Genomic DNA, 24094 nt, shown 5'->3' on the forward strand with positions numbered 1-24094 from the left:
CAATCGCCGCATCCACCAGCACCTGCGCTTCTTCCACCAGGCGCTTGAGGTGCGCCTCGTCGACGAAGCTCTCGGCGTAGATCTTGTAGATGTCTTCGGTGCCCGATGGCCGCGCGGCAAACCAGCCATTGGCCGTCATTACCTTCAAACCACCAATCGCCTGGCCATTGCCCGGCGCATGGCTGAGGATCTGCACGATTGGCTCACCCGCCAGTTCGGTCGACTTCACCTGCTCAGGTGCCAGCTTGCTCAACGCTGCCTTCTGCCGTGCATCGGCCCTGGCCTCGACACGGGTGGCGAACGGCTTGCCCAGCGCTGCGGTCAGCTCGTTGTACGCCTGGCTCGGATTGCGCCCGGTGCGGGCAGTCATCTCGGCCGCCAGCAGCGCCGGAATCAGGCCATCCTTGTCGGTCGCCCAGACCGTGCCGTCCTTGCGCAGGAACGACGCACCGGCGCTCTCTTCACCGCCGAAGCCAAGCGTTCCGTCGAACAGGCCCTGGGCAAAGAACTTGAAGCCCACCGGCACTTCGTACAGCTCACGGCCCAGGCGCTCGGTAACGCGGTCGATCAGGCCGCTGGATACCACGGTCTTGCCCACCGCGGCGTCGCTGCGCCATTGCGGACGGTTGCGATACAGGTAATCGATGGCCACCGCCAGGTAGTTGTTCGGCTGAAGCAGCCCGTCAGCGGTGACGATGCCATGGCGGTCGTGGTCCGGGTCGCAGGCAAAGGCCACGTCAAAACGCTCGCGCAGGCCGATCAGGCCTTGCATGGCGTAAGGCGACGAAGGGTCCATGCGGATCTGGCCGTCCCAGTCCACGCACATGAAGCGGAAGGTCGGGTCGACTTCGGTGTTCACCACTTCCAGATTCAGCCGGTAGCGCTCGGCGATCGCCGACCAGTAGCGCACCCCTGCCCCGCCCAGCGGGTCAACGCCCAGGCGCAGGTTGGCGCCACGAATGACGTCGAAGTCGATGACGTTTTCAAGGTCAGCCACGTAGTGGGTCACATAGTCATGACGGTGGGTCGTGGCGGCCTGCAGCGCCTGGGCATGGTCCATGCGCTGGACCCCGGCAAGCCCTGCGGCCAGCAGTTCGTTGGCCTTGGCCTCGATCCACTTGGTCACATCGCTGTCGGCCGGGCCGCCGTTGGGCGGGTTGTACTTGAAGCCACCGCTCTGTGGCGGGTTGTGCGACGGGGTGATGACGATGCCATCAGCCAGGCCCTGACTGCGGCCACGGTTGTAGCAGAGGATGGCATGCGACACCGCTGGCGTCGGGGTGTATTCATCGTCCTTGGACAGCATCACCTGCACGCCATTGGCGGCCAGCACTTCCAGGGCACTGGCCGCGGCCGGCGCGGACAGCGCGTGGGTGTCGGCGCCGATGAACAGCGGCCCGTCGATGGCCTTTTCCTGGCGGTACAAGCAGATGGCCTGGGTGATCGCCAGCACGTGGTGCTCGTTGAAACTCAGGTCGAACGAGCTGCCCCTGTGCCCCGAGGTGCCGAAGGCCACGCGCTGGGCCGCCACGGCGGCGTCAGGGCGGCCGGTGTAGTAAGCGGTGAGCAGGCGGGGGATATCGACCAGCACGCTGGCCGGAGCCGGCTTGCCTGCCAAAGGACTGAGCGTCATGCAAAAACCTCGAGTTCAACAGATGTTGGTGTTGGAACACGCAGTGTACTGGGAGTTGCAATGTGGCGCGATGGGGCCGCACAGGATTATTTGGCGGCCACCTGCCACCAGGCCGGGAACATCTGCTGTACTCGCTGTTCGGCGAATCGCTCGTCGATCAGCACCAGCACACCGCGGTCCTGGTCGCCACGGATGACCCGCCCGGCAGCCTGGATGACCTTGCGCACACCGGGGTACAGGTAGGCATAGTCGAAACCAGCGCCAAACTGCCGCCCCAGGCGCTGCTTGAACTGTTCGTTGACCGGGTTGACCTGGGGCAGGCCAAGGGTGGCGACGAAGGCCCCGATCAGGCGGGTTCCAGGCAAGTCGACGCCCTCACCGAACGCCCCACCGAGCACGGCAAAGCCTACCCCTTGCCCGTTTGCCACGAAGCGATCGAGAAAGGCCTGGCGCGCGGCTTCGTCCATGCCTGGCGCCTGGGCCCACAGCGGGATGCCAGGGTGGCGCTCGGTAAGCAGGCTGGCCACCTGCTGCAAGTACTCGAAACTGCTGAAGAACGCCAGATAGTTACCTGGCTGGCGCTGGTACTGGTCGGCAATCAACTCGGTAATCGGCGCCAGTGAAGCCTGGCGTTCGCGATAGCGGGTCGAGACCTGGCTGGCGATACGCACTTCGAGCTGCTCGGCGCGGAACGGCGCTGCCACCTCCAGCCAGGCGGTGTCGGCCGGCATGCCGAGCAGGTCGGTATAGAAGTGCCGTGGGCTCAAGGTGGCGGAAAACAGCGTCACACTGCGCGCCGCCTGCATGCGTGGGGCGAGCAACCGGGCCGGGGTGACGTTGCGCAGGCACAGGCTGGCCAGCTGCCGCTTGCGCGGGCCTTCGCGCAGGCTGATGTCGAACAGGAAATGCTCGTCGAACAGCTCGGCCACCCGGCTGAACTGCAGCGCCTGGTAGAAGAACTGCAACACCTGGGCATCGACCTCGGCGGGTTTTTCGTTCATGCGCTCCTGAATCAGCCCGATGCACTGCTGCAGGGCCCGCAGGAAGGCCTCCGGCAATTGTTCACTGGCCTGGTACGGAGCCTGCTGCCCCTTGTACAGCGCATTCCACTGCCGATTCAGCCGGTCCAGGGCGCTGCCGAGCCCCTGCGGCTTGCTTTGACGCAAGGCGAGCAACTGGCCCTGGTCGAGGGTGGCGCTGTACATGCCGCGGCCGCGCTCGACCAGGTTGTGCGCCTCGTCCACCAATACCGCGACCCGCCACTGGTTTAGCTGGGTCAGGCTGAACAGCAAGGCGTGGGCGTCGAAGTAATAGTTGTAGTCGGCCACCAGCACGTCCACCCAGCGGGCCATTTCCTGGCCGAGGTAATACGGGCAGACCTGATGCGCCAAGGCCACCTCGCGCAAGCTGGCACGGTCGAGCATGGGCCGCAACGCCGCTGCCTCGCGTGCAACGGGCAAGCGATCGTAGAAGCCTTGGGCCAGCGGGCAGGACTCGCCATGGCAGGCTTTGTCCGGGTATTCGCAGGCCTTGTCCCGGGCGATCAGCTCCAGGGTGCGCAACGCGGGCTGCGGCGTGCCCGCGCTGATCTGGCCCAGCGCGTCCAGCGCCAGCGCCCGGCCCGGGGTCTTGGCCGTGAGGAAAAACACCTTGTCCAGCTGCTGCGGGACCATGGCCTTGAGCAGCGGGAACAAGGTGCCGAGCGTCTTGCCGATACCCGTACTGGCCTGGGCCATCAGGCAGCGCCCGGTACTGACGGCTTTGTACACGGTTTCGGCCAGTTGCCGCTGGCCTTGGCGGAACTGGGGGTAAGGAAAGCCCAAGGCTTGCAAACCCTGGTCGCGCTCGACAAGGCGCTGTTGCTGAGCCACGGCCCAAGCAAGAAAACGCTGGCACTGCATTTCGAAGAAGTGTTGCAAGGTATCGGCGCGGTAGTGCTCGCTGATCAGCGTCTGGCTGTCGTTGTCGACATCCAGATAGACCAACGCCACCTCGATGGCTGGCAACTGCCGCGCCTGGCACAGCAGCCAGGCGTAGACCTTGGCCTGAGCCCAGTGCAACTGGCGATGATTGGCCGGCTGCCGCGCCAGGTCGCCGCGGTAGGTCTTGATCTCTTCCAGGCGATTGGCGGCCGGGTCGTAGCCATCGGCGCGCCCGCGTACCTGAAGGCCTTGGTACTCGCCCTCAAGGGCGACCTCCGCCTCATAGCCTGCGGCGCGCCGGGCGACCACCCGGCGATGCCCTTCGATACCTTCCTGAGCCGTGGGTGACGGGGTGAAGCGCAGGTCCAGGTCACCGACCTTGGCGCTGAACTCGCACAGCGCCCGCACCGCCACGCGATAACTCACGCTGGCTCGCTCCAGCGCACGTGGCACACCGCCACCGGCAAGCCGTGCTCGGCGCAGAACTCCAGCCAGCGCAGTTGATTGTCCTGCAAGCGATCACCGGGCCCCTTGACCTCGACCATTCGATAGCGCTGCTGCTCTGGCCAGAACTGGATCAGGTCTGGCATGCCGGCGCGGTTGTTGCGGATGTCCTGCAACAGGCGCAGGAAACACTGTTTCAAGTGCGCGGCGGGCAGGCACGTCAGCGCCTGATCGAGCAACCCTTCGTTGAGCATGGACCAGAACACGAACGGTGACTGCAGGCCTTGCTTGGCCGCGTAGCAATCGAGGATGGCCTGGCGATGGGAGCCATCGTCCAGGCGGCCCAGGCAGGCAGCGAGCTGCACTGCGCGCCGTTGCTGGAAATCGCTGTCATGCAAATCCTGGGGCGCCGCCTGGAACGGGTTGAAGAAGGCCCCCGGCACCGGGGCGAAGATCGCCTCCCAGCACAACAGGCCAAACAGGCTGTTGAACAGTGTGTTCTCCACGTAGTGCGCCTGCCCACCGGTTTGCCCCAGGTACTGCCGCACCGCTTCCTCGACACCCAGCGCTGCCTGCTCGCGCGGCAGTTCCAACTCGATCAGCTCAGGCACAGCCGCGCGCCGGCGTGGCTGTGCGGGGCCGCCGAGCTTGCGTGCCAGCCGCGGCAACATGCGCTCCAAGGCCTGCACTTCCAAGGTGTTGGCCGGTTCGGCAGCCAGCTGCCGGGCCAATGCGTGGGCCTGCTCCCAGCGCTCGCTGCGCTCGAACACACGAACCTGGCGAATACGCGCTTGCGCATGGCTGCTACGGGCATACACCGCCAGCGCCTGATCCCAGTCACCGAGGCGCTCGCATTGCTGGCCCACGGCAAACAACAGCCGGCCATGGCGCCGTGCCAGCCACGGGTTGTCGATCGTCAGGCCGGCCAGTGTCGCCAGGATCGATGCCGGCTCCTCACCCAGTTCCAGACGCTCGCCGCACTGGTGCAGCGCCATGGCCTGGTCGACCTCGCTGCGCTGCTGCAGGGCACGTGAGTCGCGGCTGAAAGGCACCTGCTCGAAACGCAGCAGGCCCAGGTCAGCCAGCACGAAGTCCGACCAGTCCTGATAAAGGTTGCCAAAAAACAACAAGCGTATGCGATCACACAGCGGCTGCAGGCACCACTGCACGATACTGACCGGGGCCTGGGCAAACCACTCGTGCAAGGGCCTGGGAGCCAGCGACAGAGGCCGCAACTGCTCCAACAGGTCGCCCTTTGCCGCGCGCGGGCGGGCCAACTGCCCGGCGAAGCCAAGGGCGAGTTCGTCCTTGCGCAACAGTGCGAACAGTTGCTCGAGGCTCAGGACCTCCGGCTCGCGCACCCAGCCCAGCGCCAACAGTGGCTGCAAGGCGGCCGCAGTGTCACCGATTTCGGCATAGTCCAGGCGGTCGCAGCGAAACAGCTCGCCCTTGCGCATCACCATGCGCACCATCAGCGCCTGGGCCGGCTGCGCCAGCGCGGCAAACGCCTGGACAAACGCCAGTTCCTGCGCATCGAGCAGGTCGGTATAACGTGACTCGACCCAGCGCAATACCTGGCGGAAATTGTGCAGGTAATACAGCGGGTCATCGACGGAGTGGGCAATCACAAGGCGGGGTCGGGCAGTAAAAGTGAGCACTGTTTATACATACAGATTGCGCGCACAGGCAAGCACCAAGGCTCATTCCGCCGGGCTACCGACGAATGGCGTCAAACGCCAAGGCTTTTGCCAGGCGTTCCAGCGCCTCGACCAGCGCCTTGGGCTGCTCGCCCAGCCAGGTCAGCGCCAGGAACTGCCGATAACGCCCATCCAGACCGAACTGCTCACCTGCCAGCACCTGCAATGCCGAGTCCGCCGTCGCTGCCACGGCTTGAGCGCTTACCATCGTAGGTGACAGGCGCACCCACAAGGCATACCCGCCCTCAGGCATGTCGAAGTCCACCTGCCTGCCCAACACCGTGCGCAGCTGCTGGCACATTTGTTCCATCCGCCCATGCAGCAGCGCCCGCGTCCGGGCCAGGTGCTGATCGATTTCGCCCGTGGTGATCATCTGCGCCAGCGCCTGCTGACGCGTTGGCGCAAGTTGAAAAGCACGCTGGGCGAATGCTTCTACCAAAGCTTCATGGCGCCCCAACAGGTAGGCATAAGGTGCCTCGGCCCCTACTGTCGCCTCCAGCGAACCCAGCACCAGCAGCCAGCGCGGGTCCACCCAGTCGCGCAACCGTGAGCACGGTGGCACGGAAAAGCACAGCTCGCTGTCCAGATCATTTTCCAGCAACCAGACCGGGTGCGCTGCCAACAGATCGGCGATCTGCTGCTGATCGCGCTCAGGCATCACTCGCCCCACTGGGATGGCCAGGCACGAAGGCATTATCACCATGCGCACCGGTTCATAGCGCAGCAGCCTGGACAGACTGCCGATATCAAGGCTGCCGCCGCCATCCAGCGGGACTTCAAGGACCCGCATGTCGCAGCGTTGCAGGGCCCGCAGGATACGCCAACAGCACGGTGAGGTGACCAGCACGGTACTGCCCTGCAGCGCCAGAGCCTGCAACAGCGTTTCCAGCAACGCCTGCACATCAGGGCCCAGATGCACATCCTCAGGTCGCCAGTATTGCCGGGAAGAGCGGGTATAGCGCTCGGCCAGGGCGTCACGCAGCCGTGGCCCGCCCAGCACCCGCGTGGGCCGCGCACGCAGCCGCCCCAGGCGCCGCTCATGGGCGAACAACGCGCGCTCCAGCAACGGCTGCGCGGGCAGCCCATGGCCTGCATCAGCCCTGCCGACCTCCAGGCTGACCTGGGCGAAATAGCCGGACTTTGGTACCGACTGCACACGCCCTTCCTGCTCAAGCAGGCTGTAGGCCGCCTGTACCGTCGCCAACGAAACACGCAAGCGCCTGGACAACGCCCTTAGCGACGGCAGGCGTGGCTGCCCGCCTCGCTCGGCCTCGTCGATCAACGCGATCAGGTAACGGTACACCGCCTGGTAGGCAAACTCGCGCCCCATCAGGATGAAGCCTTGCGCATCGCGGAGTCCAAAAACCGCAGTTGCACATCACGCCGCGCCAGGTGGATCAGCAATTGACGGACACCCGGCGCCAAGCGCCCCTTGTAGACCATGCGCAATTGCGCCAGCGGCAGGCCGCTGGTATTCACGATCCAGTCCTTGACGGCATCAGGGCAGGTTTTGCCTTGCAGGGCCCGATGCAGGTAGGGCAAGGCCACCAGCATGTCGGCATGGCGCGATTGCAGGAACCGCTCCAGACCCGCCCCCTGGTTGGCAAAGGGCCGGTACAACAAACAGGCGAGCTGGGTTTGCTCTAGCCCATAGGCCCTGGCAAAGCGCGCCTGCTGGGGCGCCTGAGGCTTGCCAGGAACATCCTGGCCGGCCAGGCGCAATGCTTGCCGGGGGGCAGTAGGCGCCTTGCAGCGCCCGCTTGTCTCGTGCAACTGCGCCAGCGCCAGAGGGTCGACAAATGCCGCCAGCGGTGCGCTTTCGCCCGCCGGCTCGAAGCCCCAGCCCATCATCAGGTCGAGTTCGCCTTCACTGAGCAACTGGGCCAGAAGATCGTCAATCACGATGACCCGCAGCGGCAATGGCCTTTCCTGGGCGCTGAGCGGCGCGCCAATCACCCCGCCCGGTGAGCCTGCGACAACATGCAAATGGCCCAGCGACCTGGCCAGGCTGTCGACGCATTGATGCAACGAGCCAGCACTGGCTACACCTGCCTGGCGCAGGGTCCGGCGGGCCCAGGCCGCAAAACGCCGCCGCTGGCTGGCAGGTATGGCGGTTATCAGGGCATCGGCGCCCGGGTACGCGGCCAGCGCCAGGCGCATGGCATCGGCCAGTTCCAGATGCGTGCGACTGCCCAGCAGTGCTTCGGGGTGTGCATCAACGAGGTGGCCGAACATCAGCAAGGCTTGGCGTGACAACGGCAAATGCCGATCCATGTTGTCAGCCTGGCAACAGAACGGCACCACTGCTGCCCCCTCGACCATCTGCAACTGCACACGCGGATCATCATGCATGAACAAGGTGTTGAAGGTGCGCTCATGCTGCTCCAGCAATACGCCGCTGGTTGCCGGCACACAGGTGACCAGTACCCGCAACTTGAAGGTCACAGGTGCGCGCAAGGCAATGCTCAACTGCGCGGCACGCAACACGGCCAACAACCGGGCACTACGATGGTCTCCCCCGTGAACCACCAGCAACCTGAACGTACCGATGTATTCGGGCCCGCCAGCGGCTACCAGCAAACGCTGGATCAGCAACTGCAGCGAAGCGCGTTGCTCCTTGGTCATATGTTTCAGCAGGCGTTCCAGCACCTGCTGATAAATAAAGTGCATAGCCTGGTCGTGAACAATACTCACGGCATCACCTCACAACTTCATTCAACACAAAAGCACGCCACCTGAGGGTTCAGTGCAGCGGATTTAACTTGAAGAAATTTCCTACAATCAAACAGGAAGCTTTGAAGTTGCAGTACGCTGTCGCCACACCCTTGAAAGAGATGAGCCTAACCAGGAACTCTCCACCGCCTTGAACCGCGCACTGCCGCGCCTATTCGTCTTCACTGCACGCTCCTTGCGCCAACTATCAATGCGCCATTATCGAGCGTTGAATAGGGATTAAAAGATACAGATCTAAATGAAAAAACCATTCAGAAATCAGTAAACACGGGACCTGCAATGTATAAAAGCCTACTAAAGACCCGCTTATAACTCCCCGGCAACATCAACTTACAAAGTTAACAACTACAACCTCATGAAATATAGCCGCGCAGAATGCAAAAAACCGGGCATATGCCCGGTTTTTGTTTGCCAGTTATGCCGTCAGCGCGACGCCATATCCAACACTACCCGCCCGCCACAGGGGCATTCGTCCATGTAGCGATGGGCCTCGACCACATCCGCGAACGGATACACCTTGATGATCTGTGGCGTCAGCAACTGATCGGCGGTGAACTGGTTGATATCGCGCAAGGCCCGTTGCAATGCCACTTGGTCCTGGCTGATGCCCAGCTCCGGCTTGCCGGTGAAGTTGCCGATACAGTGCACGTAGAACTGGATGTTCTTCTGGAACGCCGCACAGGCCGGGAACGGCGTCTGGTTGCCCCCCTGCAGGCCATACAGCACCAGGCTGCCACGCGGCGCCAGCACATCACCCAGCAACGACATCTGCGGCCCGCCCATGCCATCGAGGACCATGTCGACGCCGCGGCCATCGGTGTACTTGCCAACCTGCATGAGCAGGTCCTGCTCTTCGGTGACGATCACCTTGTCGGCACCCAGGCCCAGCAGGTATTCACGTTGTTCGGGCTCCTTGGTGGCCGCGAACACCTTGAGGCCGAGCGCCTTGCCCAATTGCACGAATGCCGGTCCGGCACAATGGCTGGCATCGGTGACCAGCGCGGTCTGTCCGGCCTTGGCACGCGCCAGGTCGACGTAGGCGAAATAGGCGATCAGCAGCGGCGTGTAATGCACGCTGGCTTCGATCGGCGTGAGAATATCCGGATACCGGGTGATGGCGGTGCGCGGCAGGACGATGACATCGCCATACACCGGGTGATCGTTGGCACTGGTGGCCGGGAAACTGGCGACCCGGTCGCCCACTGCGATATCTTCGACGCCTTCGCCGACCGCTGTCACCACACCGGCCATCTCGTGGCCGATCCCCGCAGGCAGCCGCGCTTGAGATGGCGCCAGGTTCTGCCGCCAGAGCACGTCATACCAGCTTACGCCGATAGCCTCGACGCGGATCTGCACCTCGCCGACGGCAGGTGACGGTTCGGCCTGCTCCTCGCAACGGAGCACATCGGCAGCGCCGAACTTGTGGAAACGGATCATGCGGGACATCGCATACCTCGCCTTTGTGAATCTCGTATTACCACGGACTTTATCCGGGCTTTTGCCGTTAGACCATCAGTGGCTATTAATAGTCGACATGCCTGTCATCGATTGGGCACCTGACTTTCCTGTGCATTGGCCCCCGGAAATCGGTGCAGGGTAACAGCCTTTGGCCTTAATATTCACCCCTGCCCCACTTTAGGCGAAGCGCACCGATGAATCGAAACGACCTGCGTCGCGTAGACCTCAACCTGCTGATCGTGTTCGAAACCCTCATGCATGAGCGTAGCGTGACCCGTGCCGCCGAGAAGCTGTTCCTCGGCCAGCCGGCCATCAGCGCGGCCCTGTCACGCCTGCGCAACCTGTTCGATGACCCGCTGTTCGTGCGCACCGGCCGCAGCATGGAGCCATCGGCGCGGGCTCATGAAATTTTCGCCCTGCTGTCGCCGGCGCTGGATTCGATCTCCACCGCAGTCAGCCGCGCCGCCGAGTTCGACCCGGCGACCAGCAACGCGGTGTTCCGCATCGGTCTGTCGGACGACGCCGAGTTCGCCCTGCTGCCACAGCTGCTCAAGCGCATCCGCGCCGAAGCCCCCGGCATTGTCCTGGTGGTGCGCCGGGTCAACTACCTGCTGATGCCGAACCTGCTGGCCTCGGGCGAGATTTCCGTTGGTGTCAGCTACACCAGCGAACTGCCGGCCAACGCCAAGCGCAAGGTGCTGCGGCGCAGCAAGCCCAAATTGCTGCGCGCCGACAGCGTGCCAGGCAGCATCACCCTCGACGACTTCTGCGCTCGGCCGCATGCGCTGGTGTCGTTTGCCGGCGACCTGTCTGGCTTCATCGATGAGGCGCTGGAAGAAATCGGCCGCAAGCGCCATGTGGTGCTGGCGGTGCCCCAGTTCAATGGTTTGGGAAGCTTGTTGGCAGGGACCGATATCGTCGCCACGGTGCCGGACTACACGGCCGATGCCTTGACTGCAGCCGGCGGGCTGCGCGCCGAAGACCTGCCCATGGAAGTGCGTACGTTCGAACTGCACATGGCCTGGCGCGGGGCGCAGGACAATGACCCGGCGGAACGCTGGCTGCGGTCACGGATACAAATGTTCTTCGGGGATCCCGACAGCCTGTGACGCTGGCGCTTACTTTAAAAAGCAGGATACCGAATACTCGGTGTGCTGCCAGGCGCTCGCTTGCCTCCAGGGCGCAATCAAGGCGTTAAGCAGCCAACCTGGCACCCTCGGAGCCAGGCCCGAAAGTGCACTACCCTCCTCACGAATCCGTGCGAAGTCACTTCGACAGGCGGGAACTTGTATCCACCGCCTTGCACTGCCTAGCTTGGGCCAGGCAACCTCAGGACGATTTAGGCATTCTTTTGCGGAATTGGCAGGTAATCAGGGTTGCCCTCGTCACCCTTGGCGCTCCGCTCGAGGGTGTATTCACCTTTGTCATCCGGCTTGAGGGTACGGTCACCGCGGCGATGGCGGTTGATGGCGTTGTGGGCCATCAGGCGGTTGTCTTAGGCGTAGACGGTGAAGGGCCAGAACTGGCTGACTTCAGGTGCCTTGAAGTGCATGACGTAAGGCTTGCCATTGGCGCCATTGATCGGCTTGCCATCGGCAGCGGTCTCGGTGCGCAGGTAGATACTTTCATCCGGTGGCTACCCCCACTGGCCGATGTAGCTGCCCACGGCAAACAGGTCCCGGGGCCCGTCACTCAACTGCTCGCGCGTACCCAGCAGCTTGCCGGCATCGGTCATCTTCGGTGCCAGTTCCTTGTTGTGCTTCATGCCCAGCTCTTCACCCTTCTTCGCGGCCGCCAGTGGCTCCTGGGTGAAGTTTTCCTTGCAGGGCTCGACGCCGACTGACTCGTACTGGTTGAGCCATTCTTGCCAGCCTGGCCCATGTTGCCGTCGCACAGCACGAAGTTCACCCGCTGCAGCCAGTGGGTCTTGGCCGGGTCGGGGTCAGTGCGCTGCTTGGCTTTTGGGCCGGGCTCGCCCAGGTAGGTTGAAAGCGTACGGACGTTCCAGTCGTCCATGCAGGCAAGCGCCTTCTGCCTGATGCTTCGACTTCGATGGCAACGAAGGCGGCAACGCCCTGCTGTACCTGCTCGGTACCAGCCGGTTCATCAGCCACCAGATCGACGCGCGCTCGGCCATCGGCTTTGGCATGTGCGGCAACTTTGGCCTGGCCTTGGACCACGACGATGACTGGGCAGGCCGCTCTTTCACCCAGGAAGCCGCGGTGATCGGCATGTCGATGCAGCCAACCTTGGGGGCAGCACCTATCGCCACCTCCCTGCCAGCTTCCGGGTCGTGCCTGCCCAAGCGATGCAGGCGTTTTAGCCCCCTCCCTGACCTACTGCCCCTGGCTGCGATAGCTGCGTGGCGCCATGCCCAGTTGCTTTTTGAACGTCTTGGAAAAATGCGCAGAATCGGCGAAGCCCCAACGGGTACCGATGTCGGTGATCGAGCGATGGCCATAGGCAGGGTTACGCAAGTCCTGAGCAGCCCTGAGCAGGCGCTCGCGCAGGATGTAGCGGCAGACGCTGTCGCCGCTGGCCTCGAACAGGCGATACAGCTGGCGGCTGGAGATGCCCAGTTCCTCGGCCAGGGCGACAGGCGTCAGGCGCGGCGAGTCCAGGCGTTGCTGGATCAGTGACTGCACTTCGTGCAGGTGCAGGCCGGGCGAACTGTCACGTGCCCGGTATTCCAACACCGAGCCGAGCAGCCCGACCAGCGCGGCCTGCAGCCCGTCACCGTCTTCCGGGCAGGCCCACTGTTCGAGCTCGCCTTCGGCCACCTGGCGCACCAACGTCGCCAGCAACTGGCCACACACGCCGGCAGTGGACAATTTGCCGAAACGGCTGGGGTCCAGGTTGTTCAAGCGCTCACGGGGCACGTGAATGGACACGTGGGAGAACAGCCCGCGGGGGATCATCTTCATCGCCTGCGCCGAGTCCAGCAAGGCCATGTCACCTTCGCGCAGCTCAATTACCCGGTCGCCCAGCTCGATGGCCATTTCCCCCTGCTGTTGTAACACAAGGAAACAATGTGTATCGCCGTCAAGCCCCGCCTCATGCCCCGAACGGGCGATCGCGTGGGCATTGCTACGGATATGGGCGACCTGCGTGGTGCCCAGCAGCGAGGGGCGCAAATCGCCGATGAAAAGGCTCTGGCAGTGGTCGTAGCGCGTTTCGAAGCGCCCGCATACAGCGTGGACACTCGCGTTCCAGACAGACATCGCTTGACCGTTCATGGACCACCTCTATCAAGAGCACGCGCCATATTAGTGCAATATTCACGTGATTTTGGGTAACAAAAAGACTGATAGGCGAACCGTAAGCACATACCGCGCCACATTGCCTTTCGCCACCTACCGCCGGGCCGTCGTTGCACGTAACGCAACAACATTGCGCCTGGCTGTCATTGAGCGCCCCACCCACTGACCGTTAGCGTTTCTTACCGTTTTGCCCGGGCGTTGCCGTGCGGGGAAGGTCCGGGCTTTTTTATCCAGGAGCTACGCTTGATGTCCCACCCTTACGAACTGCTGCGTTTCACCTTGCGCGTGCGCACACCCGGCCAAGCCCTGCCGCGTCTTCAGGAGGCCTTGCAGGCTGCCATGGAAGGTGTCGAGCTGATCGGCTGCTGGGTGTCCGAGATCGGCCCGCAAAACACCATTGCCGTGCTGCGCCGCTTCGCCAGCGTCGAAGTCCAGGCGGCCGAACGCGAGCGTGTGCTGCTGGCCAGCGACGCCTTTGGTATCGGTGAGTTCGTGCTCGAGCAGCACATGGACGACTACCGCCTGTTCCCCTTCCTGGAGCCGCTGGCCCCCGGCAAGCACGGGCCGTTCTATGAGCTGCGCGAGTACGACCTGGTCAGCTCCGGGTTGGCACCGACCCTGGCCGGCTGGCGCAAGGCGGTAGGGCCGCGCACCGCTGAACCGTATTCGCCAGTGTATGCGGCGTTCTACGCCACCAATGGCCGGGTGCCGCGCTACCTGCACATCTGGCCCTACGCCAGCCTGGAGCAGCGCCTGGATGTGCGCACCCGCGCGGTCGGCGACGGCGTGTGGCCGCCGGAGAATTCTGCCCCGCAGTTGCAGAAGATGAACTCGGTGGTGTATCTGCCCGCCGCCTTCTCACCGCTGCACTGACAAAAGCGTACGGCGCCGCTGCGCCCTGCGCAGCAACCTGTCGATGGCGGCCATGGCCGGGGCTTGCACGCCCTGGCACCGGGCATGGGCGAGCAAGGCGCCGGACAGCGCGTCGATCTCCATGCGCCTGCCATGCTCAAGGTCCTGGAGCATCGAAGGCTTGTGCGCGGCGTGCACGACGAATGCCTGCTCCACTGCCTGCGTGACCCGCAGCGGATCCAGCGCCACACCCACTGACGCGGCAATAGAGGCAGCTTCGGCGACCAATGTCAGGGCCACTTCGCGCCCACGCGAGCATCGGCCAAGCTCGCCGACATTCTCCCCCGTCAGGGCACACAGCGAGTTCAGGGCCGTGTTGAAGGCGACTTTTTCCCAGAGGCTGACCTCGATGTCCGGGTCCTCGATGCAGTGCATGCCGCCGCGGCGCACGCAATCGATCAGAGCTTGCAATGGGCCGAGCGGCTGCGGCCCAGGCAACAGCCCGCGCAAGCGCACTTCGCCAGCGCCGCAACTGCGCACGCTACCCGGCGCCAGCACATCGGCCGGGTAGAGGGTCATGCCTATCGCCAGGCAATGGTCAGCCACGAACTCGCGCAGCACCGGCACGCTGTCCAGGCCATTCTGCAACGTCACCACCAGGGTCTGCTGGCCAAGCAGATGCTGGCTTGCCTGCATGGCCTGGCGGGTGTGATAGCTCTTGGTCAGCATCAGCAGGACATCGACCTGGCCGTGCAACTGCTCGGCGCGCGCCGCCCGCGGCCAGTAAACGCGCGCGCCCTGTTCGTCCTCCAGGCGCAGGCCATGGGTGCGCAGCGCGTCGAGCAAGCGCTCATCGACATCGACCAGGGTCACCTCGGCACCGGCATCGATCAACCTGGCGGCAAACAGGCTGCCCATCGCCCCTGCCCCGATCACTGCAATCTTCATGCTTGGTTTCGTCCTTATCTGCGTGAAATGAAAAAGCTCGCCGGGTCATCCCCGGCGAGCCTCTTCTACCCAGGCTGCATCCATCACAGCTTTGGCAAGGTCACCGCGTCGCCAATCGGCTCGCGTTTGCCCGCCTGCTGCGAGCGCAGCACGGCAGCACCGTAGATCGCCAGCACGCTGATCGAGCAGGCGCCGGAGAACAGCAGCACTGCGGTGTAACCGTAAGATTCGATCAGCAGGCCACCGACCGCCGGCCCCACCGCCGCGCCGACCGACAGGCACAGCGCACCCAAAGCAACCAACCGCCCCGACAGGTCGAACTCAGCCATTACGCCGAAGGTGTAGGCGAGCACGAAACTGATCGAGAACAGGAAGCACATCACCCCGGCCACGTAGGTGGTCAGCGAGTCGAACTGCGCCAACAGCACCAGGCCGGCCACCTCGGCCGCGATGATCACCGCCACCGGCAGGAAGCGCCCGGCCTTCAGGCCGACCGACGAGGCGATGAAACCGCCGCCGGCGTTGATGATGAAACCGAGCGCCAACACCGAGCCAATGGTGTCCGAAGACAAGCCGCTCTTCTTGCCCATCAGCTCAAGGAATGCCCACACCGACATGATGCCGGTCAGGAACACCAGGCTGGCGAGCAGGCTCAGCCAGGCAATGGTGCGGCTCTCACGGCACACCACCGGCGCCCCGCCTGCGCGCGCCTCGAGCTGCCGCGCGCTGCGGCTCGGCACCCACGGCAAGGGCGCTACGCCCATCAGCAGCATGCTGATGACCAGCGTCACCAACATGCCCTGGAAGCCCCACAGCGGCGCCACGGCGACCGGCAACACGATCAACAGCACGGCGCCGGGCACCGTCTCCATGCCCAGCTTGAAACCGAATGCCCGCTCAGGTTGCGCGCTGTCGCCGAAAATGGTCATCGCCAAGGCATACAGCCCACCGGTACCGGCGCCTGCCAGGGCCATGAGCAGCATCAGCGTCTCGTACGTGGGGTTGCCCAGCATGCCCGCCAGCGCAGCCGCCACCAGCAGCGAGGCCAGGGTGGAAATGACCCGCCAGCTCAGGCGCTGGATCCACAGCAGCGAGGCCAGGCCGAGCACCCCGAAACCGAGGTTCATGGCCATGGCCAGGCTGCCCAGTTGCTGTTCGCCATAACCGAACTGCTCGGCCAAGGCGCCAAACAGTACCGGCAGCACATTAAGCAGCAGCGCCCCGCCAGCGGAAACCAGGCCTGCGCAGATGTACACGGATGTCTTGTCAATCGGATTGGATGTTGTTGTTTTCATGGGCTGATCCTGAATTGAGGTGCCTTGCGACCGCCACAGTGTGCCGCGCTCGAAGGCGCACGGCATGTACCGCATTGCCGGGCTTTTGGTCATGGCTGCCAACGCCATTGTGGCCCGAAATGCATCGATAACGCGCAAAGCCCCGGGCTAGAGAGCACGAACCGGCATGGCTGCAGTCACCCCGTCATTCCTGACCAATTCGGGATAGCCGCGCGCCCTGGGGCATTCCTAACATCGGCACCGTCAGCAGCAGCCCCCGCTGCAGGCACCTCCCCCATGCCTTCGAGACAAGCCATGACTACAACTACAAAAATCGACTTTCTCTACCTGTCCGAGCAGGACATGATCCGCGCCGGCGTCACCGACATGCTGGCCTGCGTGAACACCATGGAACAGATGTTCGCCCTGCTGCACCACGGTGACTACCGCATGGCCGGGCCGAACAGCGATTCCCACGGTGCGATGATCACCTTCCCCAAGGACTCGCCCTTCCCCAACATGCCCAAACCCACCGCCGACCGGCGCATGATGGCGATGCCGGCCTACCTGGGCGGCGACTTCTGCACCGCCGGGGTCAAGTGGTACTGCTCCAATATCGCCAACCGCGACAAAGGCCTGCCGCGTTCGATCCTGATGTTCACCCTCAACGACCCCGACACTGGCGCCCCGTTGGCGCACATGTCGGCCAACCTGCTGTCGGCCTACCGCACCGGCGCCATTCCCGGAGTCGGCGCACGCCACCTGGCCCGCCGCGACGCGCGGGTGATCGGCCTGCTGGGCCCTGGCGTCATGGGCAAGACCACCGTGGCCGCGTTCATGGCCGTGTGCCCGCAGGTCGATACGCTCAAGCTCAAGGGCCGCGGCCAGAAAAGCCTGGACGACTTCATCAGCTGGGTACGCGACACGTATCCGCAGATCACCACCATCGACGTGGTGGACAGCATCGAGGCCGTGGTGCGTGGCTCGGACCTGGTGACCTACTGCACCTCCGGCGAAACCGGTGACCCGTCCAGCTACCCGCTGGTCAAGCGTGAGTGGGTCAAGCCCGGCGCGTTTCTCGCCATGCCGGCAGGCTGCAGCATCGACGCCGGCATGGAACAGGCCGACGTGCGCAAGGTGGTCGACAACACCGGCCTGTACGAAGCCTGGTTCGAGGAGCTGCCCAAGCCCGCACACAACCATGTGCCGCTGGTAGGCGTGCGCTTCATGGACATGATCGCCGAAGGCAGCCTGCCGGCTGATCAGCTGGAGGACATCGGCAAGATCGTCGCAGGCGTCGCGCCCGGCCGGCGCAACGACGAGGAGATCATCATCATGTCGGTGGGCGGCATGCCGGTCGAGGATGTGGCCTGGGGCACGGTGGTGTACCGCCAGGCGCTGGAACGCGGTGTCGGCGTGCGCCTGAACCTGTGGGAAAGCCCTGCGCTGAGCTGATTCATCCATCCAACCCTGAGGCCAATGCCATGTTGCAAATCACCAAACTGAAAACCGGATCGAAATACGAGACCCTGGGCAGCTACTCGCGCCTGGTGGCCGTGGACGACTGGATCTTCGTCTCCAACACCGCCGGGCGCAACCCGGCGACGGGCGAAATCCCCGAGGACCTGGAGGCCCAGACCCGGCAGGTGTTCGCCAACATCGAAGCCGCGCTCAACGCTGTGGATGCAACCCTCGCCGACGTGGTGTGCTCACGGGTGTTCATCCAGAACCCTGCGGATGTCGCCACCGTGATGACCCTCGTCGGTGAAGTGTTCCGCGGCGTCGACCCAGCCAGCACGGTCACCTGCCCACCTCTGGGCTCGACGGTCTACCGGGTGGAGCTGGAGGTCACCGCCTACCGTGGCGCATCCCGCGCCACCCCCCACCTGATCGACCTGCAGCGCTAGTCCATCCGCTTCGAGGAGAACCGCCCATGTCCCCTGTCATCGCGCCGGTGCACTGCGCAACCACACCCCCCAGTGCCACCACCGTGGTCATCATCGGCGGCGGCATCGTCGGCCTGACCGCTGCACTGACCCTCGCCGAACGCAACATCCCGGTGGTGGTGCTGGAGAAGGGCCGCATCGCTGGCGAGCAGTCCTCGCGCAACCTGGGCTGGGTGCGCAAGACCAGCCGTCACCGCGAGGACCTGCCCATGGCCCTGGCAGCGGACCGCCTGTGGGCGCAGATGCCCGCCCGGGTCGGCCGCGAGGTCGGCTATCGTCAGGCGGGCATCCTGTTCGCCGCCCGCGAGCCCGGGCAAATGGCCCTGCACGAAGCCTGGCTGGCGTCGGTGCAAGGCCTGCCAGTGGGCTCGCGCCTGTTGAGCAACGCCGAAATCGCCCGCCGCGTACCGGGTGGGCAAGCGGCCTGGGCGGGCGGCATCTTCACCGAAAGCGACGGCCGTGCCGAGCCAACCTTGGCCAGCAGCGCCATTGCCAAGGCCGCCATGGCCCGGGGCGCGGTGATTGTCGAGCAGTGCGCCGTGCGCTGCGTCACCACCGCCGCCGGGCGCATCGACGGCGTGGTGACCGAACACGGCGAGATCCGCTGCGAGCAGGTGCTGCTGGCGGGCGGCTTGTGGTCACGGCGCCTGCTGGGCAACCACGGGGTCGCCCTGCCAAGCTTGCCGCTGAACTGCTCGGTGCTGCGTACGGCGCCCATGGAAGGCCCGACCGACATCGCCGTGGGCGGCCCCGATTTCTCGTTCCGCAAGCATATCGACGGCGGTTTCATCATCACCCAACGGGGTGCCCTCGACGCGCACCTGACCCTGGATCATGCCTTGCTCGGCCCACGCTACCTGCCGCAGTTCCGGGCACAACGGGGTTTGCTGCGGGTGTCGTTCGGCAAGCCGTTCTTCAAGGACCTGGCGCTGGCGCGGCGCTGGTCGGCCACCGCGGTCTCGCCATTCGAGCGCATCCGCACCCAGGACCCTGCCGCCAACCCGGCCTTGAACCAGGAGGCGCTGAACAACCTCAGGGCCGCCTGGCCGGTATTCAAGCAGGCGCGCATCGAGCAGGCGTGGGCCGGCACCATCGATGTGACCCCCGACTCGCTGCCTGTGATAGGGCCAGTCACGCAGCTACCGGGGATGGTGCTGGCTACCGGCTTCTCCGGCCACGGCTTCGGTACCTCGCCAGCGGCCGGCCATCTGGCGGCGGACCTGGTCGATGGCAGCACGCCCTTGGTGGACCCGACCCCTTACCGCCTGGAACGCTTTGCCTGACCAAGGCTGTCCTGGCGACGGGTGTGCGAAGGCAGTTCACCGAACAGCGCACGGTAGGCCCCGGAAAAATGCCCGAGGTGGGTAAAACCAAGATCACTGGCCACCCGGGCAACGGTGAACTGCTCGGCTGCGGTGCGCTGCAGCCGTTGACGTACGGCATTCAGCCGTACCGTGCGCAGGTACTCGACCGGGCTAAGGCCGGTGACGCCCAGGAAGCTGCGCTGCAAAGTGCTGCGGCTGACATCCAGCCGCTCGCAGATCTGCAGCACTGACAACGGCTCGTCCAGGCAATCCAAGGCCATCTGGTGCGCTTGCCGGACCAGGTAGGCGCTGACCGCAACATTTCCCCCACGCCCGCTGCCGTCCTGGCTGACCTGATCCAGCAGCACCAGCATGCACTCGAGCAGCGAGTCTTCGAGCTGCGCTTCCACCAGCGCTTCACCCTGCAGCGCCGCATCGATCAACCCCTGCAGTTGCTGACGTACCGCCCCCAGAAAAGCCGGGCTGACGTTCAGCCGGGTGGTGCGGTTCAACGCACGCAGTTCCTGGGCGCTGAATTCACGCTCGGCCAATTGTTCCAGACGACCGGCATCGACACTGACTGCCAGCAGGTCCATGCCCTCGGGCGCATGGACGAAAAACTCCTGACCACTGTGAAGAAGGGTGACATCCGCACTCCCCACGCTGCTGCCCTGGAACACCCCGGCGCCCGCGCTGCCAGCGGGTATTGCCAGGCAAAAACGCCGCGCCGGCGCCACCCCGTGCTGGACTACACGCTTGTCCAGGCACTCATGAAAAATCTGGAAGCGCTCTGCGGTGAGATGGGTGAGTTCGGTGTGGGCGCTGCCGGCGCTGATCTGGTCGTAGGTCTGCTGCCAACCGAGGATCGCGCTGGCATGGGTGTTGACGTCATTGAAGCGATGGCGTTGGGCGTGCATGGCGTTTCTGTTACCTCACGTGCATGTGGCGCAGAGAAGCAAAGAGTGGGCCATCCGGGTAAGCAAGCAGGTTATCCTGCAAGCCCACGCCCTCACGAAATTGCCATGTCCACCGCTGCCGGTGCGGCGCCCATCCTGCGCGCCGATCGAGAGTCGCGCAACGCCGCCCAGGTACTCGGCCTGTGCCTGCCCAGTGATACCCGCGATCTGGGCCTAGGCGGCCGCGGCCTCGGTGCTGGCCCTGGCGGCGCTGAATTGTGCCTGGCAGCCACGGCGTTGAACCTGCACAGGCGGTTGGTGCTGCAAAGGCAAGCACCCACTCGGGTCAAAATCGGCAGCAGGATGCATAACGCGCCTTTTTGATGCACGCCGGGCGGCATCTGCGCCCATGGGCAGCGACCACAGCGCGCTGCGTCGCTCTTCAACGCCTCGATAAAACCACGCAATTTCAGTGATTTACCGCACACCCCCACGCCTTCCAGCGCTGCGCCGAACTTTCGGCACCTTCATTGCAATGGCCTTTTGCATGCACAACGCACTGCCAGCAACGGTGGCAAGGAGTGGCTATGTCCCGGGCTTTTTTCAATGAGATGTACGAAGCGAACGGCAATTGCCGCCCGCATTATCAGGAGTTCGCCCGCTGGTTGGCCAATACCCCGCAGGAGCTGCTGGAGCAACGTCGGCGCGAAGCCGACCTGCTGTTTCACCGGGCCGGCATCACCTTTACGTTGTACGGCGACAAGCAGGACACAGAGCGCCTGATTCCCTTCGACATCATCCCGCGCAGCATTCGCGCCAGCGAATGGCGCATGGTCGAACGCGGCTGTATCCAGCGGGTGCAGGCGCTGAATCTGTTCCTGCAGGACATCTACCACGACCAGCGCATCCTCAAGGCCGGCATCATCCCGCCAGAGCAGGTGCTGGCCAACGAGGGCTACCAGATCGCCATGCAGGGCCTGGACCTGCACCGTGGGCTGTATGCCCATATCGCCGGCGTCGACCTGGTGCGCGATGGCGATGGCAGCTATTTCGTGCTGGAAGACAACCTGCGCACCCCCAGCGGGGTCAGCTACATGCTCGAGGACCGCAAGATGATGATGCGGCTGTTCCCCGAGCTGTTCGCCGCCCAGCGTATCGCCCCCATCGACCACTACCCCAACCTGCTGCTGGACACGCTCAAGAGCGCCAGCCCGCTGGACAACCCGACCGCGGTACTGCTCACCCCGGGGCGCTTCAACAGCGCTTATTTCGAACATGCCTTCCTGGCGCGGGAAATGGGCATCGAACTGGTCGAGGGCGCGGACCTGTTCATCCGTGACGAGCATGTCTACATGCGCACCACCGCCGGCCCGCAACAGGTGGACGTGATCTACCGCCGGCTGGACGATGACTACCTCGACCCGCTGTCGTTCAACCCGGACTCGATGCTGGGCATACCGGGGCTGATCTCGGTGTACCGTGCCGGCAACGTGGTGCTGGCCAACGCAGTGGGCACTGGGGTGGCCGACGACAAGTCGATCTACCCCTATGTCGACGACATGATCCGCTTCTACCTGAGCGAAGAGCCGATCCTCAACAACGTTCCCACCTGGCAATGCCGCCGGCCTGCGGAGCTGTCCCATGTGCTGGCCCACCTGCCCGAGCTGGTGGTCAAGGAAACCCAGGGTTCCGGTGGCTACGGCATGTTGGTCGGGCCGGCCTCGACCAGCGCGCAGATCGAGGATTTCCGCGCCCGCATCAAGGCCCGCCCGCATGCCTACATCGCGCAACCCACGCTGTGCCTGTCCACCTGCCCGACCTTCGTCGACAGCGGCATCGCCCCGCGCCACATCGACCTGCGCCCGTTCGTGCTGTCAGGCAGTGAAACCCGCCTGGTGCCCGGTGGCCTGACCCGTGTGGCGCTGCAGGAAGGCTCGCTGGTGGTCAACTCGTCGCAGGGCGGCGGAACCAAGGACACCTGGGTGGTGGAGGACTGAACCATGCTTTCGAGAACCGCTTCCGACCTGTACTGGATGTCGCGCTATCTGGAACGTGCAGAAAACCTCGCGCGCATGCTCGAGGTCAGTTATTCGCTGTCGCTGATGCCCCAGGCCGGGCGCAGCGACGGCCATGCCGAGCTGGCCATGTCGCTGCTGGCTTCCGGAACGCTGGATGACTACCGCCGCCGGCACACCACGCTCGACACCGAGCGCATGCTGCACTTCTTCGCCCTCGACGCGACCAACCCGAGCAGCCTCTATTGCTGCCTGCAGGCGGCCAGGACCAATGCCCATGCGGTACGTGGCCGCATCACCGCCGACATGTGGGAGAACATCAACGCCACCTGGATCGAGATGCGCAACATCGCCAGCAACGGCCTGGGCCGGTATGGCATCAGCCAGTTCTGCGACTGGGTCAAGGAACGCTCTCACCTGTTCCGCGGGGCGACATCGGGCACCATCATGCGTAACGATGCCTACAGTTTCATCCGCCTGGGGACCTTTCTGGAGCGGGCGGACAACACCCTGCGCCTGCTCGATGCACGTTATGAGATGTTTGGCGAAGCCTCCGAAGAAGTCAGCGACGACTCTGCCCGCGGCTATTACCAGTGGAGCGCCTTGCTGCGCGCGCTGACCTCGTACGAAGCCTTCAACGAACTCTATCGCGCCGCACCCAGTGCCCGGCCGGTGTCCGAGCTGCTGTTGCTGCGGGTGGACGTGCCGCGCTCGCTGCATGCCTGCATCGAGGAACTGGACCAGATCCTGGCCAGCCTGCCGGGCAGCACCGGCCGCGCTGCCCAGCGCATGGCCGCCGAACTCAATGCACGCCTGCGCTACACCGCAGTCGACGAAATCCTCGAAGCAGGCCTGCACCCATGGCTGACCGACTTCCTCGGGCGCATCAACCAACTGGGCCAGGCGGTCCATCACTCCTACCTGGAGGTCGTATGAAACTGTCCATTCGCCACGACACCACCTACAGCTACGCCAGCGACGTCTGCAACAGCATCCAGTTCCTGCGCCTGACACCACGCAGCAGCCAACGCCAGCGCATCCACGAATGGCACCTGGACCTGCCCAGCAAGGTGAAGGGCCAGATCGACCCGTATGGCAACATCCTGCATGTACTGACCCTGGACAAGCCCCATGGCCACCTGGCACTGACCGCCAGCGGCCAGGTAGAAATCGACCCGGCACACGAGCAGGAGGCCGGTGAACAATCACCGCTGCCGTTCCTGCGCGGCAGCCACCTGACCCAGGCCGACGACACACTCAAGGCCTTTGCCAGCCGCCACTGCGGCGCCCACCGCGACCGCGCTGCGCTGATCGGGCTGATGCAAGGCCTGGCCGAGCACATGCCGTACCGCCCGGGCAGCACCTCAGTGGGCACCACCGCCATCGAAGCGTTCAACGGTGCTGCCGGGGTCTGCCAGGACCACACCCACGCCTTCCTGGCCTGCGCTCGCAGCCTGGGCATACCGGCGCGCTACGTCTCCGGTTACCTGTGCACCGAGGACGAGCAGCACCTGGCCAGCCACGCCTGGGCCGAGGCCTGGGTCGACGACGCCTGGTACAGCTTTGACATCACCAACCGCCTCACACGGCCAGAGCGTCACCTTAAGCTAGCCGTGGGCCTGGACTACCTCGATGCCTGCCCGGTCAGGGGCGTGCGCCGGGGTGGCGGCGCCGAGTCGATGCAGGCCAGCGTCCATGTGCACCGCCAGTGA

General features: G+C 64.5%; 22 protein-coding genes and 1 pseudogene. 10 read left to right on the plus strand and 13 right to left on the minus strand.

Going from position 1 to position 24094, the window contains the following annotated elements; genetic code table 11:
• The 6 genes from pgm to APH27_RS12365 all read right to left on the minus strand — a co-directional run.
• Positions 1-1633, minus strand: a 1633-nt coding sequence (gene pgm, locus APH27_RS12340; protein ID WP_060484946.1) for a phosphoglucomutase (alpha-D-glucose-1,6-bisphosphate-dependent), incomplete at its 3' end; no start/stop codon positions are given.
• An 86-nt stretch (positions 1634-1719) separates the two neighbouring features.
• Positions 1720-3981 carry an ATP-dependent DNA helicase gene (locus APH27_RS12345; protein WP_060484947.1) on the minus strand — a complete coding sequence of 754 codons (2262 nt, stop codon included), beginning with the start codon at positions 3979-3981 and terminating at the stop codon, positions 1720-1722.
• Positions 3978-5627 (minus strand): VRR-NUC domain-containing protein, encoded by a 1650-nt coding sequence (locus tag APH27_RS12350; RefSeq protein ID WP_027918742.1) that lies wholly within the window; start codon positions 5625-5627, stop codon positions 3978-3980. Before APH27_RS12350 ends, APH27_RS12345 begins: the two co-directional genes overlap by 4 nt.
• Positions 5628-5712: 85 nt before the next feature.
• Positions 5713-7026, minus strand: a complete 1314-nt coding sequence (locus APH27_RS12355; RefSeq protein WP_060484948.1) for a PLP-dependent aminotransferase family protein — start codon at positions 7024-7026, stop codon at positions 5713-5715.
• Positions 7026-8390 (minus strand): hypothetical protein, encoded by a 1365-nt coding sequence (locus APH27_RS12360; protein ID WP_060484949.1) that lies wholly within the window; start codon positions 8388-8390, stop codon positions 7026-7028. Before APH27_RS12360 ends, APH27_RS12355 begins: the two co-directional genes overlap by 1 nt.
• A 462-nt stretch (positions 8391-8852) precedes the next feature.
• Positions 8853-9875, minus strand: a complete 1023-nt coding sequence (locus APH27_RS12365; protein WP_027918745.1) for a zinc-dependent alcohol dehydrogenase family protein — start codon at positions 9873-9875, stop codon at positions 8853-8855.
• A gap of 206 nt (positions 9876-10081) precedes the next feature.
• Between APH27_RS12365 and APH27_RS12370 the strand changes: the two genes are divergently transcribed.
• Complete coding sequence (locus tag APH27_RS12370; RefSeq protein ID WP_060484950.1) at positions 10082-10996, plus strand: LysR family transcriptional regulator; 915 nt, start codon at positions 10082-10084, stop codon at positions 10994-10996.
• 230 nt (positions 10997-11226) lie between these two features.
• Here APH27_RS12370 and APH27_RS26840 read toward each other — a convergent pair whose 3' ends face one another.
• From APH27_RS26840 to APH27_RS26850, 3 genes are read right to left on the minus strand one after another with little or no spacing between them, the layout of a single operon-like run.
• Positions 11227-11370: a hypothetical protein gene (locus APH27_RS26840; protein ID WP_256250580.1), complete on the minus strand. Its 144-nt coding sequence runs from the start codon at positions 11368-11370 to the stop codon at positions 11227-11229.
• A 12-nt stretch (positions 11371-11382) separates the two neighbouring features.
• Positions 11383-11508: a DUF1214 domain-containing protein gene (locus tag APH27_RS26845; RefSeq protein WP_371262710.1), complete on the minus strand. Its 126-nt coding sequence runs from the start codon at positions 11506-11508 to the stop codon at positions 11383-11385.
• A gap of 15 nt (positions 11509-11523) precedes the next feature.
• Positions 11524-11781 (minus strand): hypothetical protein, encoded by a 258-nt coding sequence (locus APH27_RS26850; RefSeq protein WP_256250581.1) that lies wholly within the window; start codon positions 11779-11781, stop codon positions 11524-11526.
• Positions 11782-11935: 154 nt separating this feature from the next.
• Here APH27_RS26850 and APH27_RS26855 point away from each other — a divergent pair.
• Positions 11936-12136, plus strand: a pseudogene (locus tag APH27_RS26855) (transporter); the annotation flags it as partial.
• Positions 12137-12223: 87 nt separating this feature from the next.
• Here the strand turns inward: APH27_RS26855 and feaR are convergent.
• A complete protein-coding gene (feaR, locus tag APH27_RS12380; protein ID WP_060484951.1) occupies positions 12224-13123 on the minus strand; it encodes a transcriptional regulator FeaR in 900 nt (299 codons plus the stop codon).
• 270 nt (positions 13124-13393) lie between these two features.
• On the opposite strand from feaR, the gene APH27_RS12385 reads away from it, so the two are divergent.
• The gene (locus tag APH27_RS12385) at positions 13394-14020 is read left to right on the plus strand and encodes an NIPSNAP family protein (protein ID WP_027918754.1); all 627 of its coding nucleotides are present in this window, start codon (positions 13394-13396) and stop codon (positions 14018-14020) included.
• Here the strand turns inward: APH27_RS12385 and APH27_RS12390 are convergent.
• Both APH27_RS12390 and APH27_RS12395 read right to left on the minus strand, forming a co-directional pair.
• Positions 14006-14947 carry a ketopantoate reductase family protein gene (locus tag APH27_RS12390; protein WP_060484952.1) on the minus strand — a complete coding sequence of 314 codons (942 nt, stop codon included), beginning with the start codon at positions 14945-14947 and terminating at the stop codon, positions 14006-14008. The genes APH27_RS12385 and APH27_RS12390 overlap by 15 nt on opposite strands.
• A gap of 83 nt (positions 14948-15030) precedes the next feature.
• Positions 15031-16242: an MFS transporter gene (locus tag APH27_RS12395; protein ID WP_050437211.1), complete on the minus strand. Its 1212-nt coding sequence runs from the start codon at positions 16240-16242 to the stop codon at positions 15031-15033.
• Positions 16243-16536: 294 nt separating this feature from the next.
• On the opposite strand from APH27_RS12395, the gene APH27_RS12400 reads away from it, so the two are divergent.
• From APH27_RS12400 to APH27_RS12410, 3 genes are read left to right on the plus strand one after another with little or no spacing between them, the layout of a single operon-like run.
• Positions 16537-17676: a tyramine oxidase subunit B gene (locus tag APH27_RS12400; protein WP_060484953.1), complete on the plus strand. Its 1140-nt coding sequence runs from the start codon at positions 16537-16539 to the stop codon at positions 17674-17676.
• Positions 17677-17705: 29 nt separating this feature from the next.
• The gene (locus APH27_RS12405; RefSeq protein ID WP_027918757.1) at positions 17706-18128 is read left to right on the plus strand and encodes a RidA family protein; all 423 of its coding nucleotides are present in this window, start codon (positions 17706-17708) and stop codon (positions 18126-18128) included.
• 26 nt (positions 18129-18154) lie between these two features.
• Complete coding sequence (locus APH27_RS12410) at positions 18155-19450, plus strand: FAD-binding oxidoreductase (RefSeq protein ID WP_060484954.1); 1296 nt, start codon at positions 18155-18157, stop codon at positions 19448-19450.
• On the opposite strand, the gene APH27_RS12415 is transcribed toward APH27_RS12410, so the two are convergent.
• Positions 19426-20388, minus strand: a complete 963-nt coding sequence (locus tag APH27_RS12415) for a helix-turn-helix domain-containing protein (RefSeq protein ID WP_060484955.1) — start codon at positions 20386-20388, stop codon at positions 19426-19428. The genes APH27_RS12410 and APH27_RS12415 overlap by 25 nt on opposite strands.
• Before the next feature lie 105 nt (positions 20389-20493).
• Here APH27_RS12415 and APH27_RS12420 point away from each other — a divergent pair, with 105 nt between their 5' ends.
• From APH27_RS12420 to APH27_RS12435, 4 genes are all read left to right on the plus strand, one after another.
• A complete protein-coding gene (locus APH27_RS12420; RefSeq protein WP_027918760.1) occupies positions 20494-20751 on the plus strand; it encodes a hypothetical protein in 258 nt (85 codons plus the stop codon).
• A 203-nt stretch (positions 20752-20954) separates the two neighbouring features.
• Complete coding sequence (locus APH27_RS12425) at positions 20955-22364, plus strand: circularly permuted type 2 ATP-grasp protein (RefSeq protein WP_027918761.1); 1410 nt, start codon at positions 20955-20957, stop codon at positions 22362-22364.
• A 3-nt stretch (positions 22365-22367) separates the two neighbouring features.
• Complete coding sequence (locus APH27_RS12430) at positions 22368-23318, plus strand: alpha-E domain-containing protein (RefSeq protein ID WP_027918762.1); 951 nt, start codon at positions 22368-22370, stop codon at positions 23316-23318.
• Positions 23315-24094 (plus strand): transglutaminase family protein, encoded by a 780-nt coding sequence (locus APH27_RS12435; protein ID WP_027918763.1) that lies wholly within the window; start codon positions 23315-23317, stop codon positions 24092-24094. Before APH27_RS12430 ends, APH27_RS12435 begins: the two co-directional genes overlap by 4 nt.

Source organism: Pseudomonas sp. NBRC 111123 (assembly GCF_001320205.1).
Taxonomy (GTDB): Bacteria; Pseudomonadota; Gammaproteobacteria; order Pseudomonadales; family Pseudomonadaceae; genus Aquipseudomonas; species Aquipseudomonas putida_J.